A 21816-nucleotide genomic window follows, 5' to 3' on the forward strand; every position below is an offset into this window, starting at 1 on the left:
CCGGGCTATTTCTTTGCAGGCGTCGTGGTCTTGGCAGGCGTTGTTTTCGCCGGTGTTGTCTTGGCCGGCGTGGTCTTGGCAGGTGTCGTTTTCGCGGGGGTTGTCTTGGCCGGAGTGGTCTTTGGCGGATCGGGTGCCTTGGGCATCGTGACCGGCTTGGAGACCACACCATCCGCCGCTTTCTGAGAGGAGGTCGGACCAGACGGCGAGCTGCGCACCGGTGCCTGCGGGTTCAGGCTTGCCGCCTTGATCCGCGCGACCGAATCCTTCGCGGCCAGCTGGTTCAGCGGCAGGTAATCGGAGTGAAAATGCAGCTCCACATCGGCATTCATGTTGACCTGCTGGCTCATATCCTCGCGCTGGTGGGTCTGCTTGGTCGACACCACCCCGATCGAGTTGGTCATCGAGGCATTCACCCCCCAAGGCCCCGCACCAAAGCTCGCCCCGCCGGAGGAAGTATGGGCCATCTCGAACCGCCGGGCGCGGTTTTCCTCGGCCGCCGAATGGGCATCAATGGCGAAATTCATGCCCGCCTTGATCTTGCCGTGGTCGATCACGATCCGGTTCATGCCCAACGTTAGCAGGGACGCCAGCACCTTCTGGCGTTTGCGGGCAAGATAGGCGCGCACCTTGGGCAGAAGGCTCTCTTCGGGGTCATCGGGGGAGAGGCTCTGCGCCTCCTCGCCTTCCAGTTCCAGCATGGCGGCCACGTCTTCGGCCTTGGGCGCATCCTTGCCTTCGCGCAGCGTGACGACGGCGGTCCCCGTCGCGCTCTGATCGCCCCAGATGTCCTGTTGCGTGCCCAGCTCATAATTGTCGGGAAACTGCTGCACCAGCCAGACGCGCGCCTGATCGGGGCCGGTGTTCTGGCCGCTGTCGGCCGTGGCCGAGGTGACGCCTGCGATCATGTCGACATAGGCCTGCATCTGCTGGGCATTGGCGTCGATGAGACCCTTGAAAACACCATTCACCAGTTCTGTCACGAAGCGGGGAAAGGCAATGCCGTCAAGAGTTTGCTGGATCTGCTGGCCCACCTGGCGGTTGGCCTGCGGGGTGAAGTTCTTGGTGACGGCCTGTTCGGTGGCCAGAGGTTCGGGGGCGGCGGCCTCCTGTTCCTCGGCCAGAAGCATCAGCGAGGTATCGGTGAGCTGCACAAGGTCATGGGCCAGCACCCGGCGCTTCTCAAGCGGGAGCGCGGCATATTCCGGCGTGCGCTCAAGCAGGCCACGCACAGCGCTGCGCACCATCTGATGCCGCTCTTCGGCGGCGCTGGGAATCGGCGGAGGGGCGTCAAAAGCCATAGCTGCCATCCTCCTGCGAGGTGAGCAGGGAAAGCGTCGCCTCCAGCCAGGCCGTGCCTTGCGCCAGGATCGGATCGTTGCGTTCAAGGTGCAACAGGCCCACGCCGAAAAGGTCCGCGGCGCGTTCGCCCAGCCATCCGATCAGCGCCACGCCCGCGCGGGCACGCGCGAGGTGATTGCGCGCCGATGCCGAAACGCCAAGCGCATGGCGGCGCGGCTGCATCCCACCCCAGGCATTGGCTTGCGCCACCGCCTCCCACAGGCCGCGTGCACCAAGAGCCGCCTGGATATCCGGGGCTTTGAACAGGCTGATCACGGTACTGATCTGCTTGAGCGTTTCCTCGGCGATAAATCCCGTGGCCCCGCCGCCGCGCATCACAAGGTTTTCCGCGAGCCTGCGCGCCGCATTGCGGATCTGGCGCTGAGCCGTAGTCATCTGCCCGTGCAGGGGAGAGGTGTTGGCGTAATGGTGCATCGCCTCCGCCAGCGCCAGCATCGCCTCATCAAAGCCGGTATTGACCGCGTTTGGGGCGGCATAGGGTGCTGCATCCTTCGGGGCGGTGCCAAAGAGGCGCAGATAACTGGCATAGCGGTCATCCGTGGGCAGGCGACGCTCGTAATCGCGGTGGTATTGCATAAGCAGATCGGCAGAGGCTCCGGGGGCAAGCCGAAGCCCGCCCGAGGCATAGAGCCCGGCAAGGGTGGAGCCCGCCTTGAGCAGGCCGGTCTGTTCCAGCTCCAGCGCAAGATAGAGCGGCGCGATTGACCGCAGGATCGCGGCATCTTCGGGCCGGGCCAGCGGCGGGTCGGGCAGATCGGGCAGGCTGATCTGTGCCAGGCTGACCGCCAGCGGGCGCGCCAAGGCGAGCTGTTGCCCGGCGGCCTGCACCGCGGAAAGGAGCGCAAGGGCGTCCGCCTGCTCTCCGACCGTTGCGGCCTCATATACGGCCTGCGCCTGCATGTCAGGAACCGCCCGATCCGGATGTGTCAGAGCCCTGATTGTGCGCGGCGGGCGTTGTCGGCGTGGCATTGCCCTGAATGGCAGCGATCATCTCGGGCGAGGCGAGCGAGGACATGGGCAGGAAATCGGATTTGAAATTGACCCGCACATCGCCGGAAAGCTGTGCCTTCACAGCGGCTTGGGAGGTTGAGCGTTCGTCCAGAGACGACCCCACTGTGGTCACGTGGCTGTTGGATTTGGACGCGCCACCACCAAATCCGAAGAGCCCCCCGATCAGTGCACCGCCGCCAAAGGCCGAACCCGACCGGGACGTCTTGCGATCATAGGCCGAGGCCTTTGACTGGCGCGCCGCCACATCCGAAGCGCGCATGCCAAAGACCACCTTGGCCTTGATCTGCCCATCGGTCACGACAATGCGCGAGATCCCCATCATCACCATCGAGGCCAGAAGCTGCATCCGGCTTTTGGCCATGGCCATGCGCGCGCCACGCACCAGCGCGGCCTCGCTTTCAGCGTCGGAAATATCGGTGATGGGTTTCGCAAGCTCCAGATCCTGACTGACCGTCTTGAGCCGGGTTTCGGCACTGTCGCCCGAGACGGTGAGGCGGGGGCTGCCTCCGCCCTCGTCGCCAAAGCCGAAGCCACCTCCGCCGCCCCCGGTCGAAAGGCCGAACACATCCGGATAGCTTTCCACCAGCCAGTCGCGGGCGTTGTTCTCGGTGATGTTGTCGCGGGCGAAATCCGACACCGATTGGGACACCGATTTGAGCATTTCGGAATAGGCACGCATCTGGTCGATGGAGGAGGTGACGATTGCCTGGAACACATTCTCGATCAGACCGCCCACGAAAGCGGCGAAGTCCACATGCCCCACCAGTTCGCCAAACTGTTCGGTGCCCTGACGGATTGCGCCGCCTTCGAAATCCTCTCCGGCAAAGCCCTGATCCCCCCCGGCGCGCGCGGCCGTGTTTTTCACAGCTGTATCGGTGCCGCGCAACGGCTGGGCCAACGGGACATCGCCCGATTGCTCCTGGCTGAGAACGCCATCCGGATTGGCCATATAGCTGCCGATCTCGACCATGTTCCTGGCGATCTCGCGGCGTTCCTCGGGGGCAAGCTGGCCGAAGGCCTCAGTCCGGTCGAGAAGCTCACGCACCTTCGCGCGGGTGGCTTGAAGCGTTTTTTCGTCCGGGGCGGGCGGGGCGGTGTTCTGTGTCATCTGACCCTCCCGATCAAGCGCCGGTGCCGGTCTGTGTCTGGGTCTGGCCCTGCCCGTCATTCGGGGTCACGGCGGCGGTGCCAGGCGACCCCCTGGCGGCGCCCATCATCCCGGCGGCATCCTGGATCTGGTTCATCTGGAAGGTGCTGGCTAGCTGATCGAGGTTGACCACGTCGGTCTTGAAATTGATATCCACCGATCCGGCGAGCTGTGCCGCCGCTTCCAGCGCACCGACACTTTGGTCGGTGACCACCTCCTGCATCTCGATGACCGGCGTGTTGGAATACTGATAGCTTCCCTTGGACCAGCGGTCGCCCACCTTGCTGGTGCTTGAGACCGCGCCGTCCTTGTCTTTGGAGTACTCGTATTCGCTGGCATCCCGGCCATAGTCCCAGTCGCGTTTGGAGCTGATATTGCGCTGATCGCCATAGTCGTAATCGACCGCCCGGCGGTTGCGGCTGAACGTGTCCTGCGACCGGAAATTGTACATCACCTTGGCCGAGATGCGCCCGTCGGTGACGACGATCTTTTGCAGGCCCATCATCAGTGTCGTGGCCAGAAGGCGCTGACGCGACAGGGCCAGCTGCATCTCGGCGGCAGGCACGATGATCTGCTCCAGCGTCTCGGAACTCAGGTCGCGCGGTTTTTCGTCGAGTTTCAGCTCGCGCGCCACCCGGTCCGCCGCCTGATCCTCATCCACACCCTGTTTCACGGCGACCCGAGGCTCGCCCTTGCCCTCGCCAAAGAAGTCACCATCGGTGCTGATTTCAAAGAGATCGGGGAAGGTGTCGACGACGAAATCGCGGCCCTGATTGGGGGTGATGTTGTCGCGCGCAAACTCATCGACCGATTTGGCCACCGAGGCCACCATCTCGCCATAGGCCTGCATCTGCTTGATCGAAGCATCGACAATGGCGATGTAGACATTCTGAATGAGCCCGCCCACGAAATCGGTGAAGTTGACCGATTTGAGCAAAGCACCGGCCACATGCGCCCCTTCGCGGGCGGCTTCGGCGCGAAACGTGCTGTCGGATTGCCGGATGCGGTCTTCCATCGCGCGCGCCGGTGCCTGATCCTGCCTGTGGGGCGGGGCGGATGCGGCGGCGCCCAGCATTTCGGCGGGGGCCTGATCGCCGAGAAAGTGAAACACCTTCACCGTGTCATGCGCCACTTTCGTGCGTTCCTCCGGCGACAAATCGCGGAACGAAGCCGAACGGGTCAGCATATTGCGCACCTTCTCGCGGGTTTCGTTGAGCGAGACGATATCGGTGCCGGCCGGGGTGATCGGGGCGGCGGGGCTGGTCGTGTGATCCTGCGGGTGCATGGCGTGTCTCCGGTTGGGGCAGCGGGCGCCCGCGCGGGCACCCGTTCTGCCGGTGTTCAGTTCACGGGTTCGGCAATCTCAAAACCCATCGGGCGCAGGTAGAGGCTGACCTGGGCAGGGGTGCGGCGGGTGAGTTTGATCGACATGACCGAAAAGTCGCCGGGCAGGTCCGAGCCTTCGGGCGTGAAGGCCCCCATCCAATTGTCCAGCGCCCTGAGATGACGCGGACGTTCCGAAAGGCCCAGGCGCAGAAGCTCGACAAAGCTGTCGGGGATTTGCGGGATCGCGGCGATCAGAAGCTCGATCTTCACCTCTGGCCCGTCCTCGCCTGCGGTGATCCCCACTAGGACCGACCCGTCGGGTGCCTCAAACGTGCCTCCCAATGCCAGGCCGAACAGCCGGGTGAGCTGTGCCGTGGACCGCTCCATCCCAAACCCGTCGAGCAGGGGTTGGAACGCGTCGGTGCGCACCGGCCCGGTCACGCGGAAAGTGATGCGCTGACGGCCGGATGTCTGTCGGCAGGTGATGGTGGAAAACAGCGGACGAAGCTGCGGCATCGCGGCTTGTGCTTGCTCGACATAGCCCTTGAGCGGCTGGGTCAGACGGCTCAGGTGCCCGTCCTGCAACTCGTAATACGCCTTTGCGGCATAGAGCCCATCGCGGTCGAACCCGGCCCCCATCCAGGCGCCGAAGTTCAAACCGGCCCCGGTGGCGGTGCCGCGATGATCCTCGCTCACCCGGTCGAACCAATAGAGCGCCTCACGGCCGAAACAGGGGGCGATGAGCCCGCGCAACTGGCGGCTTGCCTCCTGCTTTTTCACCGCTGGAGAGCCGTGCGGGCCAAGCGGCTCCATCGTGAAGCGCAACCCGTAAGGCTCGCTTTCCGAAAAGGACGGCTCCAGCGGGGCGGCGCCGGGCGAAAGCGTGTTGCGGCCATAGCGCGCGTCGCCCTGTGGCAGGTCGAACGCCTCGTCAAAGGCCCGGCTCATATAGGCCGAGGGATCGACGGTGCCCATCTTCCGCGCAGCTGTGGACAGCCGCGAGCGGATCACGTTTGAGAGTTGGTCGGTCATGACAACCTCCTTTCAGCAAAGCCCGCGGGCTCAGTTCATCATCCGGCCATCGCCATTGGGCCTGCGCCCGTTATGGTCATGGCCGTTGCCCTGATGCTCGAAACCGAACGCGCCAAGGATTTCCTGCGCCGCTGGCGGCACACGCACCGGGGCTGTCGACGTGATCGCCGAGGGGCTGGCGGCCGCGTTGATCTCGACGATGTCGCTGCCCACGCCCTCAATGGCGAGCCATTGCTCACAGGCCGTGACAAGGTCGTAATCCGAGGGATCGTTGATCGCGTCATGGGTCTGGGATTTGCGCGGGTTCGACACCTCGGCTGGATTGATCAGCAATGAGCCCGGATCGCTGAGGGCGGCGGCGTGTTTCTCAAGCCAGCCGATAATCGCCGCACCTGCGTTCGCCTTGGTGCGTGCGCGGATCGTATTGACCGGCTGACCGAATTCCAGAACCGAGATCTGGTCGATCACCTGCCACATATCCCGCGCCGCGCCATAAAGCGCGCGGATTTCCGGACTGGAGAGCAGGTTGATATATTCCGAGATGTTCTTTTGCAGCTCGGAGGCCACGAACCAGGTGCCGCCGTAGCAATAGAGCGACAGGTTCGCCGCCAGGTCGAGCCCGGTCTTGCGCACCTGCTCCTGCGAGGGCACGAAATTGCCTTGTGTGGCAAAGAGGTTTTCGACCTGGTTCTTGCGATACCAGTCCGACACGGACGAGACGAAGCGCATCCACAACTCGTCGAAATTGCGGAACATCGTGCCGCCCATGCCATTGGGGTCGCCCGTGGCTGCGCCGAAGACGCGTGCATAGGTGTTGCGCCGTTCATAGGGGCTGATCCGGTCGGGGGTCTGGCGGATGTAGTGGTAGAGATATTCGCCCGCCGGTCCTTTCTCCAGAGGCAGCGCGCCGATCTGGAAAAGCTCGGCCAGCTTGTCGACGCTGTCAAACAGCCGCGCCTCGTCCATCATCGCCGCGAAATAGATCGCCTGTGCCGCTTCAAGATTGACCCGCTGCACCTCCTGCGCGGTTTCCTTTTCCAGATCGGGCAGGATGATCTGCTGGGTCGAGGTCACCTTCTCATTGGACGGGGCGAGCCGGTCATTGATCGCCGCGCGGATCTGCGTGGGCAGGCCGGGCGAGTCGGCGTTCAGGCCTTTCTTGATCAGCGTCTCGGTGACCGAGACCCAATCGGCGGCGCGCAATTGCCCGGTGCCGTTGATGTCTCCATCAAAGGCCATCGCATCGAGCACCGCGCGATAGAGGCCCAAATTCGTGTTGAATGACGCCACCGCGGCAGCCAATTCGTCATTGAACCTTTTCGACACGTTGCCGACATGGAATTTGGTCTCGCGGGGGTCATACTTCATGTGATCCAGCAGCCGGGGCGCGCCGATCCCGTCGCGGTGCAACATGCCCCAGGCCATAGCGATGCGCAGCTCAGCCTTGGATATCTGTCCGATATGATTGGCCTCGCCGCCAAACTGACCCTGATCGAGCACCGGCATGTTCGGATCATCGACGTAAGAAGCGAGTTCCTGTCTGAGCGTCAGGTAAAGATCTTCCAGCGCGTATCCCGGCGGGTTGGTCTCAAGGATCGTCTCCAGCATTTTCAGCTGGTGGTTTTCACCCGGCGTGATGGTGGCCTTCTCCTTGCGGCGCTCCAGTTCGCGCTTTGCATTGGCCAGGGCTTCTTCGGCAGTGTTTTGCGCCGCACGGGCGTCTGAGAAAATGAGCTTTGGCATTTTGGGGTCTCCTTCAGAATTCTGGGGGTGGCCGGGATCATTCGGCCCATCGGTTGAGGTGGGGGTGTCAGAGGCATTCGTCGCGGACCCGCCCCCCCCTGGATTTGAGGTGCCGCTTTCACCGGCGGGGTTTTTCGTGGCTTCGGTTTTTGACCGGGCGCTGCTGCTGCGCTTGCGGCCGGTGGACCGGGTGACCTTGGGGTCGGCGGATGCGTTGTCAGCCTCTGCCGTCTCCATCGCCGCGAGGTCATCGGCGAGCTTTGCCGCCGCGGCGTCCTGCACGTCCTTTTCGGGAAATGGCCGCAGGTCTTCGGCACGGGCGGCGGCATGCGCTTTGTCGGCAGCAGCCTCGGCTTCGGCCTTGGTTGGCTTGGCCGTCTTGCCGCGCCGGGCCGGTTGCCGGGTCGTCTTGGTGGCGGAGGGTTTGGGCTTACGTGCCATGCGATGCACTCCTTGCGTCAGCCGATTGCGGATCGGGGTGGTTGAGGGTGGTTGAGAGCGCCATCTGCTGATCCAGCATCGACAACGCACGGGGGATATTGAGGGTGCCCTGCCCGGACCCTTCGGGCGCGGTTCCGGACCAGGGGTCGCAGGAGGCGACCAGCAGGTCGCGCACCTTGGCCGAGGTCATGGGCCGGGCCATCTTGCGCGCGCGCGCCACGATCAGCGCGGCGGCCCCGGCAACGAAGGGCGCGGCAAAGCTGGTGCCGGTGACCCGGTGATAGCCGTCGATTGACGGGCAGAGCACACGCTCGCCCGGGGCCGAGAGGTCCACGTGATCCCCTTTGGTGGAAAAGGGGCTCGCCGCGCCCTCGCGGCCATGGCTGCCCACGGCAATCACGTCATCAGCGGCGGCGGGATAATACCGCTCGGTCTTGCCGGAGTTGCCGCTGGCGGCGACCATGACCGTGCCGCGCGCCAGCGCGTAGGAGGTCGTCGCTTCATGGGGCTTCGGATCGTCAGGCAGAAGGTCGCTCTCGGCGGTACCGAAGGAGCAGTTGAGCACCTTCGCCCCAAGGTCGACCGAACGCTTGATCGCGTAATCTATGTCAGACAGCGCGCCGAGCCCCACAACCCGTTCCTCGCGACGGCCGGGTTTGGCAGCGGAGGCCAGCACCCGGACCGGCATCAACGAATTGGTCCGTGTCAGCCCGGCGGGCATGTTCCGCCCCTGCCCGCCAATGATCGCCAGGCAAGCGGTGCCATGGGGGTTGCGGCCCTCATCGGGATCGGTGTCGCGCTCACCAAAGTCGCCGACCAGTTCCATGCCGGAACCCAGCTCGCTCTGGGCAAAATCCACCGCGTCAAAGCCCGCGCCGACGCGTCCCACAAGCTCGGCGTGGCGCATGGCGGCACCGGTGTCGAGCACGGCAACCGTGACCGCCGGATCGCCCGCCTCCAAGGCGCGGGCCGCATCCGCCCCGACGCGCTCCCACGGCCAGAGGTCATCTGGCGAGGGTGTGGCCGGGGTCATGCCCGCATCGGCGGCGGTCACGAAATAGTCCATCGACGCGGCGGTGACGACACCCAGCTGGCGCAGCGCGTCGACCGTTTCATCCAGCCGGACGATATCCGAGAACGTCGCCACATAGGTGCGCGACAGGCCCGAGGCATGTTCGACCATATCGAAGCTGTCCTGCCCCACTGCGGCGTCGTGCAGCCGCGCGATGGCGATATTCTCTCCGGGGATGCGCAGCACGCGGTCGACCGCGCCGTGTCCGGTCTCCGAGGCAGGGTCGAGGCCGAAGGCGCGCACGGCCGAGCGGGCCGGGATTTTCTCCACCCCCTCGCCCAGAGCCAGCGTGAAGATCAGCCGTCGGGGCGAGCAATAGGCGCGCGCGGTCGGGGCCCAGGGCATGGAGAGATGCGAAGCACTCATGCCCGGCCCTCCTGATGCAGATCGAAGGCCAGCGTGTCGGGCGCGCCCTCCTCCCAGTCCAGCGACAGCGCGCCCGAAAGGACCGGCCCGGGCGTGGCGATGGTCACCGCGTCATCGCGCAGCTCCAGCACCTCGGCGGGCGCGCCGTTGACCGTGACGCCCCGCAGCGCGCCTTGCCGGGTCAGGTTGCGCCCGGTGATCTTGAGCCGGTGACGCGCGGCCGGGTCCAGCGCCTGCACCTGCCCCGGATCGAGGGAAATACCGCTGACCGAATTGACCACCCGCTGATCGGCCACCTTCAGCGCCTGTTTGAGCCGGTCAGATGGCAGGCGCGAGAGGCGGCGCATCTCATGCTGACCGCCCTTGGCCTTGACCTTTTGCATGTCGGCCAGGTTGCGCACACCGATCCATTCCAGCCGCCGCGCCTCTTCCTCGGATAGCCCGTCGACCGCCTCGGCAATGGCGGGCTCTTCGGCTTCGAACTCCACGGCATGTTCTTCCAGCATGGGCCGGGTGACGGTGGTAAACCCGATCCTGAGCGTGCTCACCCCGGCCTCGCCCGGCAGGGCAGGCCGCACGCGGACCTCGGCGCTTTCGATGTCGATCACCGCGCGCATGTCCATCGCGAAATCCTTGACCGCGAAGTTGAGACCGGCGGTCTGGGACCGGAAATTCAGCGCCGATTGCGCGCGCTCAAGCTGGGTTGAGACGGCATTGAGCAGGTCTTCGAGTGGCAGGGCGGGCGTTGCGTCAGACATCGGCAGGACCCTCCAGGTCGAAGGTGACGGACATGCGCGCCACGGGCAGCGCGAGGTCGCGCGATTGCAGCGCATAAGGTGGGCGCGCAGTGATCTGCATCCCGGGGTCCAGGGCAAATTCCATGGGCAGCTCGGCAATGATCCGCTTCAGCTCGATCGGCGCATCCCCGGTCAGGGCGATGAGGCCCGAGGCGAGGTCAATCAGCGTATGGTCCAGCGATTGGCGGCTCATGTCTGACCTCCGTCGCTGGGCGCTTCGATCTGCACCGGCGTGGTGGTCACGCTTTGCGTGGTCTGGTCAGGCACGCGGCTCACCGGCGCATTCACCGTGCGGGCCGTGCGCTCCAGCAGGACCTTCTGCGCGTCAGACACAAAGCTGTCGAGCGGGACAGTCTCGGAGCCGAAAACGATCTTTACCTCGCCTTGCAGCTCTGCGGCGATGGCGGCATCGGACTGGGCGTTCACGGCGGTTGAAATCATCGCCTGAGCGGTGGGCGCCGAGAAGCCGGGGCGCGCCGACCAGCTTGACTGTTGCTGGGCGGGGTCCTGGCTTTGGGCGTAATGCACCAGCGCCTGATCGGCGGCCTTGGCGCGGATGCGGATGCGGGCGGAAATCTCGCCACGCTCCACCTTGACCTTGTGCATGCCCAGAAGCGCCATGGAGGCAAGCGTCCGCATCCGGTCTTCGCCCAGGCGCAAACGCGCCTGCGGGATAAGCTGTGTCTCGATCAGCTCTTCGCTGAGGTCTTCGCCATCGAGGTCATAATCCTCCAACCAGACAGGGGACGCGCCCCAATCACCGTCTTTCTGCCGCGGCACGACGCGCGGTTGTTCGGCAAGCGTCGTCGGCAGAACAAGCTGAAGATCGGCGGGATATTTCTCGATCAGCCAGTCGCGCACCTGGTTGGTCGACACATTATTGGCCGAGAAATCCTCGACCGTCTGCGCCAGCGAACTGACCAGCGACGCGAAGGCTTCCATCTGGCGGATCGAGCTGTCGACGATGGCGTCAAATGTGCCGTGAACCAGCGAAGCGACGAAAGAGGCGAAATCCAGCTCCTCGCTCATCGCACCGGCAGCGGCGGGCAAATCGGATACCGTCCGCAGCAGCGATTTTTGTCCGGCAGGGCCTATGGCTGCGGGGTCTTCGGCGGCAGGGGCCGGTGCGGCGGGCGCACCGTATCCGGTTTGCGGGCCGAGCATGGGCCGGGCGAAAATATCTGTTTCATAGGGGTCCGCGGGCGCCAGTGTTTGCGGTGACGCGGTCAACGCACCGCGCACCCGTTCGATCTTTGAGCGCAGCGCCTCACGTTCAGTCCCCGGCAAGGCCGCGAAGGCGGCGGATTGGCCCAGAGCGGCCTCGGCCTCTCCCAGCACGCGGGCGGCGGCATATGGATCGGCGGCATGGGTCATGAGGGCGCTCCGGCTGGGCGCGCGGGCTGCCAGTTCAGCAGTTGCTGGTTGCGCGCAAGATCCTGCAGGCGACGGCCTGAAATGGGTACTGCCTTGGCGAGGGCCGCCTGGAAGGCAGCAAGGGTTTCGGGCGGCGGTGTCAGCGCCTCGGCAAGTTTGGCAAGCCCGGCCTCGCGGCCACATTCGGTCAACACGTCCAGCGCCATGGCCAGGGCGGCCCCGTTCACCAGCGGCGGGTGCGCCAGCACGAGCCGCGCGGCGGGGGTCAGCATCTGCTCAACCGCGTATTCGTTTTGCGCGGCGGTGAACGCGGGCAGATCCCCGGCGGCGCTCAGCCTTGTCTTCCAATTGGCGCTCCAGAGCTCGGCCCCGTTCACAGGTGTCTTTCGGGCCTGTGCATCGCCGGCCAGAACCGCCGCCATGAGTGCCTGTTCCTGCTCGCCGAACACCTGCGAGACCCCCTGAGGATCACGCGCCCGGGCAAGGGCCAGCACCGCCCCCATGTCACCGGTATCGAGCCTTTGCCCCAGCATGCCGAAACGCACGCCTGCGGCGGTAGGATCCTCCCCGACATAGGCATAGCCGGCGGCGCCGGAGATGCCGCGCGCCACGATCTCGACAATCGGCAAAAGCATGGCGACAGGCAGGGCGGCCCGGCCCTGATCAGCCGTGTCGGCTGGCAGGGAGGCGGGTGGTTCAGAACCGGGCCGGGGCGCGGGGGGCGGATCGCCCGCCCGAGGCGCGGGATTTGGCGAGGTGGCGCGCTGCGCCGAAGAGCGGCCCACCTCCATCGGCAGGGCCACGCTCTGCGGCATGGGCTGCGTCGGCTCCGCCTTGGGTTGGCGGCGATACTCCAGCGGCATCGCCACGCTGGCCGGACTTTCCGCCTCCTGCGCGCCGACGGGCGCGCGGCGTTTCACTTCTGGCGGAAGAGTGCACCGGAGCGCTCCGTTCGGGTGCTGCCCCAACCCGCGGGCGCGGACGCGCTCGGCAGGCAGGGTGCAGGACATGGTGTGAGAGAAGCTCATTGCACCGCCCTCACGTTCTCTGGCGCGGGGTATAGGTCAGCGAGTTGTCGCTCAGCGTCTTCTGCCCGCCCACAACCCGGCTGTCCCAGGTGCCGTCACCGTAGAACTGGTAGATCACCGTCACATGATCGGAATTTGAGGCGGTCCACTGATAGGCATATTGCATCTTCACCTCAACGGCAGCGACCTGGTGGTTGGGATCGTCTATCGATTTGAAGGTCTGCAGAAGCGGGGTGATCTGCATCGTCACCAGCATGCCACCGGTCAGGTTGTCCTTGGTGTCATAGGGCTGTTTGTCGATGACGATGCCGCCGACACCGGCATTATTCCAACGGAACCGCAGATGGAAATGGGCATACATATCGCCCTGGAACGTGCCTTTGTATTCGGGGCTCTTGATTTCGATGAATGTCGTTTCCCCCATCGTATCGGGGGGGATGTTGTCGGGGATTGTCGGTGTTGGATGTTCGCCCGGGTTCAGCCAACCTTCCATCTTCTGCAGGTTCCAGGTGATGTCGCCATCCGAGCTTTTGAGTCCGGCGATCCCGGCACTCGTGGCCGTGCCCACAAGCGATGCGATGGCGACCCATGTGGCAGGTTCGACCATCGGCTCGGCATATGCCTGTTCCTGCGCATAATCGAGCGCGATGGCCTTGGTCCCGCCGGACAGCGCCCAGTCCCGCTTGCGCGGGGTCATCAGCACGCCGACATTCTCGAAATTCGTGTTGGGTTCACCCTCGTTACGGCTGCGGCGATGGACGCCGATGATTTGCATCTGCTCGTCGGCATCCTCATCTGTATCGTCATCGGGCATGATGAAGACGGGCGAGCCTGAAGTGCCCTTGAGGGTATGCAGGTTATAGGCGATGGCCTCACCCCCGGCGAGGGTGGAGCGGATGCGGTCAGCATCGAGATGCTGCTTGCCGTCACTTTTTGCGGTGGGCAGGAATTTCTGCCAGGCAAAGCCGCTGGACTTCTGCGCTCGGCTGCCACCGGCATAACCGCACACGGCAATCTTGGTGTCGCCGCGCGGCGAGAAATTGGCGATCTTGAAATACTTGCCATTTGGCGGGGCGACCGAAGTGCGGATCACCGCGATGTCATGGGCATCACCATTGGTGGTGTAATGCGGGTTGATCGTCCAGTCCGACTGGTTCACCGAGAAAGCAGCGAGCGCGTGCGCCGGATCAAGTGTGCCCCCGGCACCGTTCTTTGAATTCATGCCGACAAAAACGTCGATCTTGTAGGCTTCCTCGAAGGCGCTGTCCTCGGCCATGTTATGCGCCGCAGTCAGGATCAAACCCTCGCCAATATACGCTCCTGTCCCCAGAAACTGTGCTTCCTGGGTCGGATCCGCTTTACTGCGGGCATGCATCTGCAAGAGCACGATGGCGCTGAAGGGAAACTGCGCGGTGCTCGACACACCCGCGGTGAAATTCTTGTAGCGGCTCCAGGCGTTGCGCAGGGTGCGCAGCACATCGAGAGGATTGTAGCTGTCGAACTCAGGCAGGACATATTCAAGCGGGTCCGCCATCGGCCCGTTGCCGCCTCCGCCGCCGCCATAAGGCAGGGCCATTCCACCGCCCATCGGCTGCGCGGGCGGCTGTGCGGGCGGCGGCGGGGTGCCAAAGCCGTCATCATAGTCAAATGCGCCCGGCGGGTGCGTCTGGGCGGTCTGAGGCTGAGCCAATTGTGTGTTCTGATGCAGAAACTGTTGCGAAGTCATGGGGGATGTTCCTTCTGTTGTGGGCTCGGGCCTGGCAGGCCCCGGAGCGGGAGGGGAGGACGGCGCGGGAACGGACACAGCCGGAAGTGCCTGATGCGGATCGGGAAGGTCCCCGGCCCAGGCGGGCGTAACGGATGCCGCGGGGAGTGCCGCGCCGGTAAGCCCCGGCCGCCCGGCAAAACCGAACCTCTGGGTAATACCTGCGCCAGTGAAACCTTCGGCGGCGACATAGACGCTGTCGGCATCCGGGCGGATCACGGACAGGGCCACGCCGCCTGTTTCGGCATCGAACAGCGCGGCCCCCGCGTAAAGCCGCGCGCCACCGGACAGGGCGAGCAAGGTGGCGGGCGGGATATGCAGCACAGCACTGTCGCCAACCAACGGGAAGCGGGTCTTGAACGTGGCAAAGTTGGCCGGGCCGCGGCGTGGCTTTGCCTCGGGATCAAACAGCGCGGCATCGGTGGCCAAGGCCAGTTCGATCCAGTGCCGCGCCGACCGGGTGCGCGCGGGCACGCCGACGCGGCAACTGAGCGTCGGGCGCAGATCGCTGACCGACATGCGGGTGGGTTTCAGGGTGAAGCTCATCGCGCCACCTCATCGCTCGTATCTTCCTGCGGGGCGGCAGGGCTGATCAGATCGTCCATCAGGTTTGGCAGGTCGCTCAGCTTGTCGAACCGCGCCCCGGGATCGATCTGCCCGGCCTCGGCGGGATCGGCCGTCCAGATGACACCCGAAACGATTTGCTCGGAGGCCCGCAGACCCGGATCGCTGAGCCAGATCGACACGAGAAAGCGCCGGTTGCGCGGTGGAATATGCTGTGTCTCGTTTGACATGAAAGCCGCTGTGCCACGGCCCGCTCACGCGACTCTCACACAACTCTCTCACAGCGCTCACCCCGGTGTGAGACCTCGCCATCAGACACGAAAAAACCGCCGGGGTCTGCCCGGCGGTTTTGTTGTTTTTCCCGTCATGAACGGGGAGGCTGGCGGCGCTAACCCAGAAGTTTCTCGCGTGCGGCATCAAGGTGATCGAGCGCGGATTCGACCGCCTTGAACGACGGCCGCGTGAGCAGCACCCGGCGTTTGGCCTGCTTCGGCGCGTCAGGCGTGTCACGCGCGATCTTGAGCGCATCGATGGCGGCGGCCGTCTCCGGCGCCGGCGCCACGTCAAGCCGGTCCTTCAGCACACGCTGCAACACCTCATATTGCCGTTCCGCCGCCCGCACATCGTGACGGCGACCGTGCAGTTCGATCATCTGCCGGTGACCGCTTTCAAGCGTCGGATCGAGCATCAGCATCTTCTGCGCAACCTCGCTGACCCGGCCCCAGCGGCCCTGGGTCCGCAAGTGAACCAGAAGCGCCTCCAGAATAACGAGCAAACCCGAGCGCAGCGACTCGCGGGTGACGATGGACCAGTGATCCTGCGCGCCGGGCAGAAAATCCATGTTGCAGTGTCCGACACTCGCCAGAAGCGCCTGCATGTCGGCCTCGCTCGTGGCGCGACCGCTCATGACCTGCCGCGCGCGCTCGGACACCTGGACGATATCCGCGGCAAACTCGGGTTCGGCCTCATAAATCAGATAGGCCCGCTTGTTCAGCAGCGACGTGCCGGTGCCCCCGGCCTTGCGGATCAGGGTCCGCAGACGCCACAGCATTGTATTCAGCCGGTCGCGCGCGTTGTCCGGGTGATCGCCCTCCCACAGAATGTCGGCGATCCGGTCACGATCCACGGGCCGGTTGTGATGCAGCACCAAGACCGCGGCAAGCGCGCTCAGCCGCCCGTTCGGGATCGGGATCTTAGCCTCGGGGCCAGACACAAATGTGCCATCGAGAAATGTCCATTGCATATCAAAAATCTTCTGCTGAAAGGAAATCTGGAAACACCGCACAACTCAAGGGTGTGCCTGTTTGACAGACCTGTCAACTGACCCGTCTGCGGTTTTCACGGAACAAGCAACGCTTCGCCTGCACAATGTGGCACAACCGTGAAAATCGCAAAACACCGCCCGGCGCGGAACCCCTGCGTACTGTCGCATCTGCCGGATCAATGCCACCATCCGCGGTGTGACTGTTGCATTTTGTGCGACAGAAACAAATTTGCGCCCGGGTTTCGCCTCGGTTTTGCCATGATCCGCTTCTAGGTCCGCAGTATCTCCCACGGCGCAGGCTCTGCACGCTTGGCCTGTGGGCGCTTCATTGGATCAAAGTGCAAGGGTCGATGCGATGGGACGTCACACTGCTGAACAGCAAAATGAGAATCAGGATACGACCGAAGGTCTGATCCGCTCGATGATGGTCGAGCAGAAGGCCGAATCGAGCCGTGCCAGCCTTCCTGATCTGGCCCCGGTCGAACATGGCGAGTTTGACCGCCCTGCCGCCGCCAAAGAGCACAGCAAAGCGCGCAAGGCGACGGTGGCACCGCGCCGCCGCTCGACTGGCAGCATCCAGCACCTCAAAGCCAAGATCCTGGCCTATCGACCAACACGCTCTCATATCCTTTGGGCACTCGTGTTGCTGGTCGTGATCTGGAGCCCCTGGCTCATCCCCGGGCTGCTCTTCGTGGCATTCTGGGTCGCGCTGATCGCCTACCTGACGGTGGGATACGACCGGATGATGGAGTGGTTGAGCTCTGCGTGGTACAGGCTCGGCAAAGCGAACCCGGCTCTGATGGAGAAGCTGCGCACACGGGCCGACGCCTTCGCGCTGCGCTTCGATGCCTTCCTGGATCGTTTGCCGGAAAGCTGGGCAGAAAAACTGGCCCTGCCCGACATGTCGGCACAGCGGGCCGAGCAGGATGCTCTGGATGACCGGCCCGACCCGTTCGACCGCCTTAAAACACCGGAAGTCTATCGCGGCTGAGCCACAACAAGGCGCTGCGGAGCCGCATTTGCCCGTCGCCCCTTGAATTTGCGTGGATTGGCGCGTAAGTCGCGTCAGATCAGGTTTCAGCAAGAAGACAGCGCATCCATGGCACGCACCAACCCGCTTCAGTTCATCCAGCAAGTCCGCTCGGAGGTTTCCAAGGTCGTCTGGCCGACGCGGCGCGAGGTTTTCCTGACCACGGTGATGGTGCTGATCATGGCGACACTCACCGCGATCTTCTTCGCACTGGTCGATCTCATCATCCGCAGCGGGCTTCAGGGCGTGCTGAACATGTTCGGCTGAACACCCGAAGGCACGCATCACGTCGCGGAATTTTCTCCTCCGCTCCACTTGAATTGCGGGCCGAAGGGCGGTAGGACGCGACCAACTTCAGAAAATGGCGTGCGGCGAATCGAGTTGCGCGCCGCTTTTTTGTTTCGGGCAGCTCGCTGAAAGCCAGCGACAAACGCCCGGGATCGTTTGAAAAATCCGGGCGTGAGCCTGGGCAGACAAGGGCGAAGCAAAAGCGATGGCGAAACGGTGGTACTCGGTCAGTGTTCTCTCGAACTTCGAGAAAAAGATCGCTGAACAGATCAGAACATCGGTGGCCGAGCAGGGCCTGGAAGACGAGATCGACGAGGTTCTTGTTCCGACCGAAGAAGTGATCGAAGTGCGCCGCGGCAAGAAAGTGACCGCCGAGCGCCGCTTCATGCCGGGCTATGTGCTCGTGCATATGGAGATGTCGGACCGCGGCTATCACCTGATCAACTCGATCAACCGCGTCACCGGTTTCCTCGGCCCTCAGGGGCGCCCGATGCCGATGCGCGATGCCGAGGTGAACACCATCCTGAACCGCGTCCAGGAAGGCGAAGAAGCGCCGAAGCTGATGATCAGCTTCGAAGTGGGCGAGAAGGTCAAGGTCAACGACGGCCCGTTCGAGGATTTCGACGGCATGGTCGAGGAAGTGGACGACGACAACCAGCGCCTGAAGGTGACGGTGTCGATCTTTGGCCGGGAAACCCCGGTCGAGCTGGAATACACGCAGGTGACCAAGCAGGGCTGAGGCGCTGCAACGCGGGCCTGGCCCGGCTGTAGCGCCGCAGGGCGGTCATACAGGTGGCCCAACCGGGATCTTTCTTCTGCCGCCGGGCTGACGCGCTTTCAGAAACGCCCGCCCCTCACGTGGCGTGAGGCAGCGATAGGCCATCGGCCCATTCAACGGCGCGCGACCGGATCGTCTGATTGTACCATCGCCAAACAGCCGCTCCAGAAACCGCCGGTCACGCCGTGGCAGACCTCTCATCATCACGTGGCCCAGCAGCAGGCTCTCGGCCCAAACCCCATTGACCCGCACCGCATGGTGCGCACCCAGCGCGAAGTGATGCCAGGTGATCTGTCGCTGACCGCGCATCTGACGGATGCCGCGAAACCCAAGACAGGCCTTGGCGGGGATCAGAAGGTCTTCGTCCCCAGGCGCCCCAGCACAAAAGAGCAGGCGATGCTGGCCAGATACAATCAAATCTCGCCTGGCGTTCAACGTACCTTCAGGCACCAGAACCGGGCGGTCCGAATGATCCGCCCGGGTGAATACGACGCTGCGCCGACAGGCCCAGAGCACGGGCTGCGCCCCAACCTCACGCGTCAGCACATGATCGCCCGCGCCCAGCGTTTCAACCGCGCGCGGCCCGCCTGGACATTCCACCATCATACCGGGTGCGAAACAGGGGATGGTGCCGGGGTTTTCCTCGGTCTGCGTATAGTAGGTGGCGCCACCATCATCCGATTGCACCGATTCCCCGTTGCCCGCCGAAACCCCGACATAGGCAGGGGTTGTACCGGCCGCCGATCCGTTCACCGCCTCGAACGGGTCCGGGTGGAACGAGATGAACTGCTGTACCGTGCCGGTATCGTCGACGATGGCAACCGATACGCTGTCTGCCAGGCTTGGAAACCCCGAGACGTTCTTGTCGAACAGATAGACGTCGTGCCCGCCTTCGGTTGCGATGGATGCCGGAAAGCTCATCGTCGCGACATGCTGGCCGATGCCATCATACACTTCGATCTGCCAACCCGAAACATCGGTGTCGCGGTCAACCGCCACTTCGATGAAATCGACCACGACCGATCCCGAATAATGCGCTTCTGAGATGTAGGTCGACATGATGCAATCGGCCTCGGTAGCTCCACGCAGAACCGCCCGGCTTCCAATTGTGCGACCCGCGCTGAAACATCTTGCAGAAGAGAGTAAAGATCATGTTAGTCCACGCCGGACACGACAGGTGCGAAAGACGGTTGATCTCTGCCTCGCAAGTCTGTATGCCCCGCCCGTCGCCCTGAGGGGTGGCAAAGATACGTGGGAGGCGGCGGCTACGCGTAGACGCACCGGACCACGGGCAAACCCTGTCCCGCCATCGCGATGGCGCGGATGCTGTAACAAGGAGAAGGCCAATGGCCAAGAAACTCGCCGGGAAGATGAAGCTTCAGGTTCCCGCCGGTCAAGCGAACCCCTCCCCGCCGGTCGGTCCGGCGCTGGGTCAGCGCGGCATCAACATCATGGAATTCTGCAAGGCGTTCAACGCCAAGACGCAGGATATGGAGCCGGGCGCCCCCTGCCCCACCGTGATCACCTATTATCAGGACAAGTCCTTTGACATGGACATCAAGACGCCGCCCGCGTCCTATTACCTGAAAAAAGCGGCCAAGCTGAAATCCGGTTCGAAAACGCCGGGTCGCGACTCGATCGCCACCGTGTCCGCCAAGCAGCTGCGCGAGATCGCAGAAGCCAAGTGGAAAGACCTGAACGCAAACGACGTCGAAGCCGCGATGAAGATCATCGCCGGTTCCGCACGCTCCATGGGCATCGAGGTGAAGTAAGATGGCTAAGCTTGGAAAACGCACCCGCGCCGCCCGCGAAGCCTTTGCAGGCAAAGACAACGTCTCGGTGGAAGAAGCCGTCGCCCTGGTCAAGGGCAATGCCAACGCGAAGTTTGACGAAACAGTCGAGATCGCCATGTGCCTCGGCGTGGATCCGCGTCACGCAGACCAGATGGTCCGCGGTGTCGTCGGCCTGCCCAACGGCACCGGCAAGGACGTTCGCGTCGCTGTCTTCGCCCGTGGCCCCAAGGCCGATGAGGCCAAGGAAGCCGGAGCCGATATCGTCGGCGCCGAGGACCTGATGGAAACCGTGCAGGGCGGCAAGATCGAGTTCGATCGCTGCATCGCCACCCCCGACATGATGCCGATCGTCGGCCGTCTGGGCAAGGTGCTGGGCCCGCGCAACCTGATGCCGAACCCGAAAGTGGGTACGGTGACGATGGATGTCGCGGATGCCGTGAAAGCGGCCAAAGGCGGCGAAGTCCAGTTCAAGGTCGAGAAGGCCGGTGTGGTACATGCCGGTGTCGGCAAAGCGTCGTTTGACGAAGCCAAACTGGTGGAAAACGTCCGCGCCTTCATCGGGGCCGTGCAGAAAGCCAAGCCGTCGGGCTCGAAAGGCACCTACGTCAAGAAGATCTCGCTCAGCTCGACCATGGGCCCGGGCGTCAGCATCGACGTGGCCACCGCCGGCGAAGGCTGATCAGAGCCAGGTATTTCTAGGAAAAGGCGGGCCTGGTCCCGCCTTTTTCGTTTGAAGGGCATGGCCATTGACCGACGCAGGCAAAGATGGCCGGGCAATCCGGCCCTTCTCGGCGCCATGTCGTGCAAAAAGCGGCGAATTCGCCAAAAAACTTGGCCATGGGGCTTGGCAATCGCACTGCCGCGCTTTAGGGAAGCCGTAGCTTTAGAGCGCGTGATTCGTCTCGCGCTCTTTTGCGTTTCGTCCGAGACGGCGGGTTGGGGCCGATGGCCCCGTTAATTCCTGCCTGAGACGGGATCAAACCAGATTGACCGAAGGCTCTGCTCTTCGTGCGGTTCGGGTGTCCCGTTGTCGTAGGACCCAACCGCCGGAGCAATCCGGCAAGACTGAGCCGGAGGGAAACCTCCAAAACTGGAGAAGAACTGTGGATAGAGCCCAGAAAGAGAAAGTGGTCGAGGAACTCGGCCAAATCTTCGAAAGCTCTGGCGTCGTCGTGGTTGCCCACTACGCCGGTCTCACAGTTGCGGAAATGCAGGATCTGCGTGCACGCGCCCGTGAGGCGGATGCATCGGTTCGTGTTGCCAAGAACAGGCTCGCCAAGATCGCCCTGGATGGAAAGCCCTGCGCAAGCATTGCTGAACATCTGACGGGCATGACCGTTCTCACCTTTTCCGAAGACCCCGTGGCAGCCGCCAAGGTGTCGGAGAAATTCGCCAAGGATAACCAGAAATACGTAATCCTGGGCGGGGCAATGGGTGAGACGGCGCTGGACCGCGCCGGTGTCAAAGCCGTGTCCGAAATGCCGTCGCGCGAGGAGCTTATCGCTTCGATCGTCGGCTGCATCGGGGCACCCGCTTCGAACATCGCCGGGGCCATTGGCGCACCTGCTTCGAACATCGCGAGCATCCTTTCGACCATCGAAGAAAAGGCCGAAGCCGCATAACGCAACTGACTGG

General features: G+C 63.8%; 21 protein-coding genes. 6 read left to right on the top strand and 15 right to left on the bottom strand.

The genetic code is table 11. From position 1 onward, the window contains the following. Positions 1-5: 5 nt before the first annotated feature. From EI983_RS19255 to EI983_RS14205, 14 genes are all read right to left on the bottom strand, one after another. Positions 6-1301 carry a hypothetical protein gene (locus EI983_RS19255; protein ID WP_198389305.1) on the bottom strand — a complete coding sequence of 432 codons (1296 nt, stop codon included), beginning with the start codon at positions 1299-1301 and terminating at the stop codon, positions 6-8. Next, the gene (locus EI983_RS14145) at positions 1291-2262 is read right to left on the bottom strand and encodes a hypothetical protein (RefSeq protein WP_157708007.1); all 972 of its coding nucleotides are present in this window, start codon (positions 2260-2262) and stop codon (positions 1291-1293) included. The genes EI983_RS19255 and EI983_RS14145 overlap by 11 nt, the downstream gene beginning before the upstream one ends. Before the next feature lies 1 nt (position 2263). After that, positions 2264-3481 (bottom strand): hypothetical protein, encoded by a 1218-nt coding sequence (locus EI983_RS14150; protein ID WP_157708008.1) that lies wholly within the window; start codon positions 3479-3481, stop codon positions 2264-2266. 13 nt (positions 3482-3494) lie between these two features. After that, positions 3495-4805: a hypothetical protein gene (locus EI983_RS14155; protein ID WP_157708009.1), complete on the bottom strand. Its 1311-nt coding sequence runs from the start codon at positions 4803-4805 to the stop codon at positions 3495-3497. 56 nt (positions 4806-4861) lie between these two features. Then, positions 4862-5878, bottom strand: a complete 1017-nt coding sequence (locus EI983_RS14160; RefSeq protein WP_157708010.1) for a hypothetical protein — start codon at positions 5876-5878, stop codon at positions 4862-4864. Positions 5879-5908: 30 nt separating this feature from the next. Next, on the bottom strand, positions 5909-8062 hold the full coding sequence (locus EI983_RS14165) for a hypothetical protein (protein WP_157708011.1): 2154 nt from the start codon (positions 8060-8062) through the stop codon (positions 5909-5911). Further along, positions 8052-9500 (bottom strand): S8 family peptidase, encoded by a 1449-nt coding sequence (locus EI983_RS14170; RefSeq protein WP_157708012.1) that lies wholly within the window; start codon positions 9498-9500, stop codon positions 8052-8054. Before EI983_RS14170 ends, EI983_RS14165 begins: the two co-directional genes overlap by 11 nt. Then, positions 9497-10258, bottom strand: a complete 762-nt coding sequence (locus EI983_RS14175) for a hypothetical protein (RefSeq protein ID WP_157708013.1) — start codon at positions 10256-10258, stop codon at positions 9497-9499. Before EI983_RS14175 ends, EI983_RS14170 begins: the two co-directional genes overlap by 4 nt. Further along, complete coding sequence (locus EI983_RS14180; RefSeq protein ID WP_157708014.1) at positions 10251-10490, bottom strand: hypothetical protein; 240 nt, start codon at positions 10488-10490, stop codon at positions 10251-10253. Before EI983_RS14180 ends, EI983_RS14175 begins: the two co-directional genes overlap by 8 nt. Further along, a complete protein-coding gene (locus tag EI983_RS14185) occupies positions 10487-11671 on the bottom strand; it encodes a hypothetical protein (protein ID WP_157708015.1) in 1185 nt (394 codons plus the stop codon). The genes EI983_RS14180 and EI983_RS14185 overlap by 4 nt, the downstream gene beginning before the upstream one ends. After that, the gene (locus EI983_RS14190) at positions 11668-12699 is read right to left on the bottom strand and encodes a hypothetical protein (RefSeq protein ID WP_157708016.1); all 1032 of its coding nucleotides are present in this window, start codon (positions 12697-12699) and stop codon (positions 11668-11670) included. Before EI983_RS14190 ends, EI983_RS14185 begins: the two co-directional genes overlap by 4 nt. Positions 12700-12709: 10 nt before the next feature. Further along, the gene (locus EI983_RS14195; protein ID WP_157708017.1) at positions 12710-15010 is read right to left on the bottom strand and encodes a trypsin-like serine peptidase; all 2301 of its coding nucleotides are present in this window, start codon (positions 15008-15010) and stop codon (positions 12710-12712) included. Next, a complete protein-coding gene (locus tag EI983_RS14200; RefSeq protein WP_157708018.1) occupies positions 15007-15258 on the bottom strand; it encodes a hypothetical protein in 252 nt (83 codons plus the stop codon). Before EI983_RS14200 ends, EI983_RS14195 begins: the two co-directional genes overlap by 4 nt. Before the next feature lie 158 nt (positions 15259-15416). Then, entirely contained in the window at positions 15417-16271 is an 855-nt protein-coding gene (locus tag EI983_RS14205; RefSeq protein WP_157708019.1) for an AfsR/SARP family transcriptional regulator, read from the bottom strand. Between the two features lie 376 nt (positions 16272-16647). Here EI983_RS14205 and EI983_RS14210 point away from each other — a divergent pair, with 376 nt between their 5' ends. From EI983_RS14210 to nusG, 3 genes are all read left to right on the top strand, one after another. Next, positions 16648-17283, top strand: a complete 636-nt coding sequence (locus EI983_RS14210) for a hypothetical protein (protein ID WP_157708020.1) — start codon at positions 16648-16650, stop codon at positions 17281-17283. Positions 17284-17391: 108 nt separating this feature from the next. Beyond that, positions 17392-17589, top strand: coding sequence for a preprotein translocase subunit SecE (gene secE, locus EI983_RS14215; protein ID WP_157708021.1), 198 nt, complete (start codon positions 17392-17394; stop codon positions 17587-17589). 226 nt (positions 17590-17815) lie between these two features. Continuing rightward, positions 17816-18349, top strand: coding sequence for a transcription termination/antitermination protein NusG (nusG, locus tag EI983_RS14220; RefSeq protein ID WP_157708022.1), 534 nt, complete (start codon positions 17816-17818; stop codon positions 18347-18349). Positions 18350-18394: 45 nt separating this feature from the next. Here the strand turns inward: nusG and EI983_RS14225 are convergent, their stop codons facing one another. Further along, positions 18395-19447 (bottom strand): Hint domain-containing protein, encoded by a 1053-nt coding sequence (locus EI983_RS14225; RefSeq protein ID WP_157708023.1) that lies wholly within the window; start codon positions 19445-19447, stop codon positions 18395-18397. A gap of 287 nt (positions 19448-19734) precedes the next feature. Between EI983_RS14225 and rplK the strand changes: the two genes are divergently transcribed. The 3 genes from rplK (at position 19735) to rplJ (ending at position 21803) form a co-directional block, all read left to right on the top strand. Beyond that, positions 19735-20160 (top strand): 50S ribosomal protein L11, encoded by a 426-nt coding sequence (gene rplK, locus EI983_RS14230; RefSeq protein ID WP_157708024.1) that lies wholly within the window; start codon positions 19735-19737, stop codon positions 20158-20160. A gap of 1 nt (position 20161) precedes the next feature. Continuing rightward, positions 20162-20860, top strand: a complete 699-nt coding sequence (gene rplA / locus EI983_RS14235; protein WP_157708025.1) for a 50S ribosomal protein L1 — start codon at positions 20162-20164, stop codon at positions 20858-20860. A gap of 424 nt (positions 20861-21284) precedes the next feature. Beyond that, the gene (rplJ, locus tag EI983_RS14240; protein ID WP_157708026.1) at positions 21285-21803 is read left to right on the top strand and encodes a 50S ribosomal protein L10; all 519 of its coding nucleotides are present in this window, start codon (positions 21285-21287) and stop codon (positions 21801-21803) included. Positions 21804-21816 lie beyond the last annotated feature (13 nt).

The sequence above is a fragment of the Roseovarius faecimaris genome (assembly GCF_009762325.1).
In the GTDB taxonomy this organism is placed as follows: Bacteria; Pseudomonadota; Alphaproteobacteria; order Rhodobacterales; family Rhodobacteraceae; genus Roseovarius; species Roseovarius faecimaris.

Excerpts from the sequence above, each read along its gene's own strand:
- EI983_RS14160 (WP_157708010.1), bottom strand. The coding sequence starts at position 5,878 with ATGACCGACCAACTCTCAAACGTGATCCGCTCGCGGCTGTCCACAGCT.
- rplA (WP_157708025.1), top strand. The coding sequence starts at position 20,162 with ATGGCTAAGCTTGGAAAACGCACCCGCGCCGCCCGCGAAGCCTTTGCA.
- rplK (WP_157708024.1), top strand. The coding sequence starts at position 19,735 with ATGGCCAAGAAACTCGCCGGGAAGATGAAGCTTCAGGTTCCCGCCGGT.
- EI983_RS14175 (WP_157708013.1), bottom strand. The coding sequence starts at position 10,258 with ATGTCTGACGCAACGCCCGCCCTGCCACTCGAAGACCTGCTCAATGCC.
- EI983_RS14225 (WP_157708023.1), bottom strand. The coding sequence starts at position 19,447 with ATGTCGACCTACATCTCAGAAGCGCATTATTCGGGATCGGTCGTGGTC.
- EI983_RS14190 (WP_157708016.1), bottom strand. The coding sequence starts at position 12,699 with ATGAGCTTCTCTCACACCATGTCCTGCACCCTGCCTGCCGAGCGCGTC.
- EI983_RS14180 (WP_157708014.1), bottom strand. The coding sequence starts at position 10,490 with ATGAGCCGCCAATCGCTGGACCATACGCTGATTGACCTCGCCTCGGGC.
- EI983_RS14170 (WP_157708012.1), bottom strand. The coding sequence starts at position 9,500 with ATGAGTGCTTCGCATCTCTCCATGCCCTGGGCCCCGACCGCGCGCGCC.
- EI983_RS14165 (WP_157708011.1), bottom strand. The coding sequence starts at position 8,062 with ATGGCACGTAAGCCCAAACCCTCCGCCACCAAGACGACCCGGCAACCG.
- EI983_RS14200 (WP_157708018.1), bottom strand. The coding sequence starts at position 15,258 with ATGTCAAACGAGACACAGCATATTCCACCGCGCAACCGGCGCTTTCTC.
- EI983_RS14185 (WP_157708015.1), bottom strand. The coding sequence starts at position 11,671 with ATGACCCATGCCGCCGATCCATATGCCGCCGCCCGCGTGCTGGGAGAG.
- EI983_RS14155 (WP_157708009.1), bottom strand. The coding sequence starts at position 4,805 with ATGCACCCGCAGGATCACACGACCAGCCCCGCCGCCCCGATCACCCCG.
- EI983_RS14150 (WP_157708008.1), bottom strand. The coding sequence starts at position 3,481 with ATGACACAGAACACCGCCCCGCCCGCCCCGGACGAAAAAACGCTTCAA.
- secE (WP_157708021.1), top strand. The coding sequence starts at position 17,392 with ATGGCACGCACCAACCCGCTTCAGTTCATCCAGCAAGTCCGCTCGGAG.
- EI983_RS14145 (WP_157708007.1), bottom strand. The coding sequence starts at position 2,262 with ATGCAGGCGCAGGCCGTATATGAGGCCGCAACGGTCGGAGAGCAGGCG.
- EI983_RS14210 (WP_157708020.1), top strand. The coding sequence starts at position 16,648 with ATGGGACGTCACACTGCTGAACAGCAAAATGAGAATCAGGATACGACC.
- EI983_RS14195 (WP_157708017.1), bottom strand. The coding sequence starts at position 15,010 with ATGAGCTTCACCCTGAAACCCACCCGCATGTCGGTCAGCGATCTGCGC.
- EI983_RS19255 (WP_198389305.1), bottom strand. The coding sequence starts at position 1,301 with ATGGCTTTTGACGCCCCTCCGCCGATTCCCAGCGCCGCCGAAGAGCGG.
- nusG (WP_157708022.1), top strand. The coding sequence starts at position 17,816 with ATGGCGAAACGGTGGTACTCGGTCAGTGTTCTCTCGAACTTCGAGAAA.
- EI983_RS14205 (WP_157708019.1), bottom strand. The coding sequence starts at position 16,271 with ATGCAATGGACATTTCTCGATGGCACATTTGTGTCTGGCCCCGAGGCT.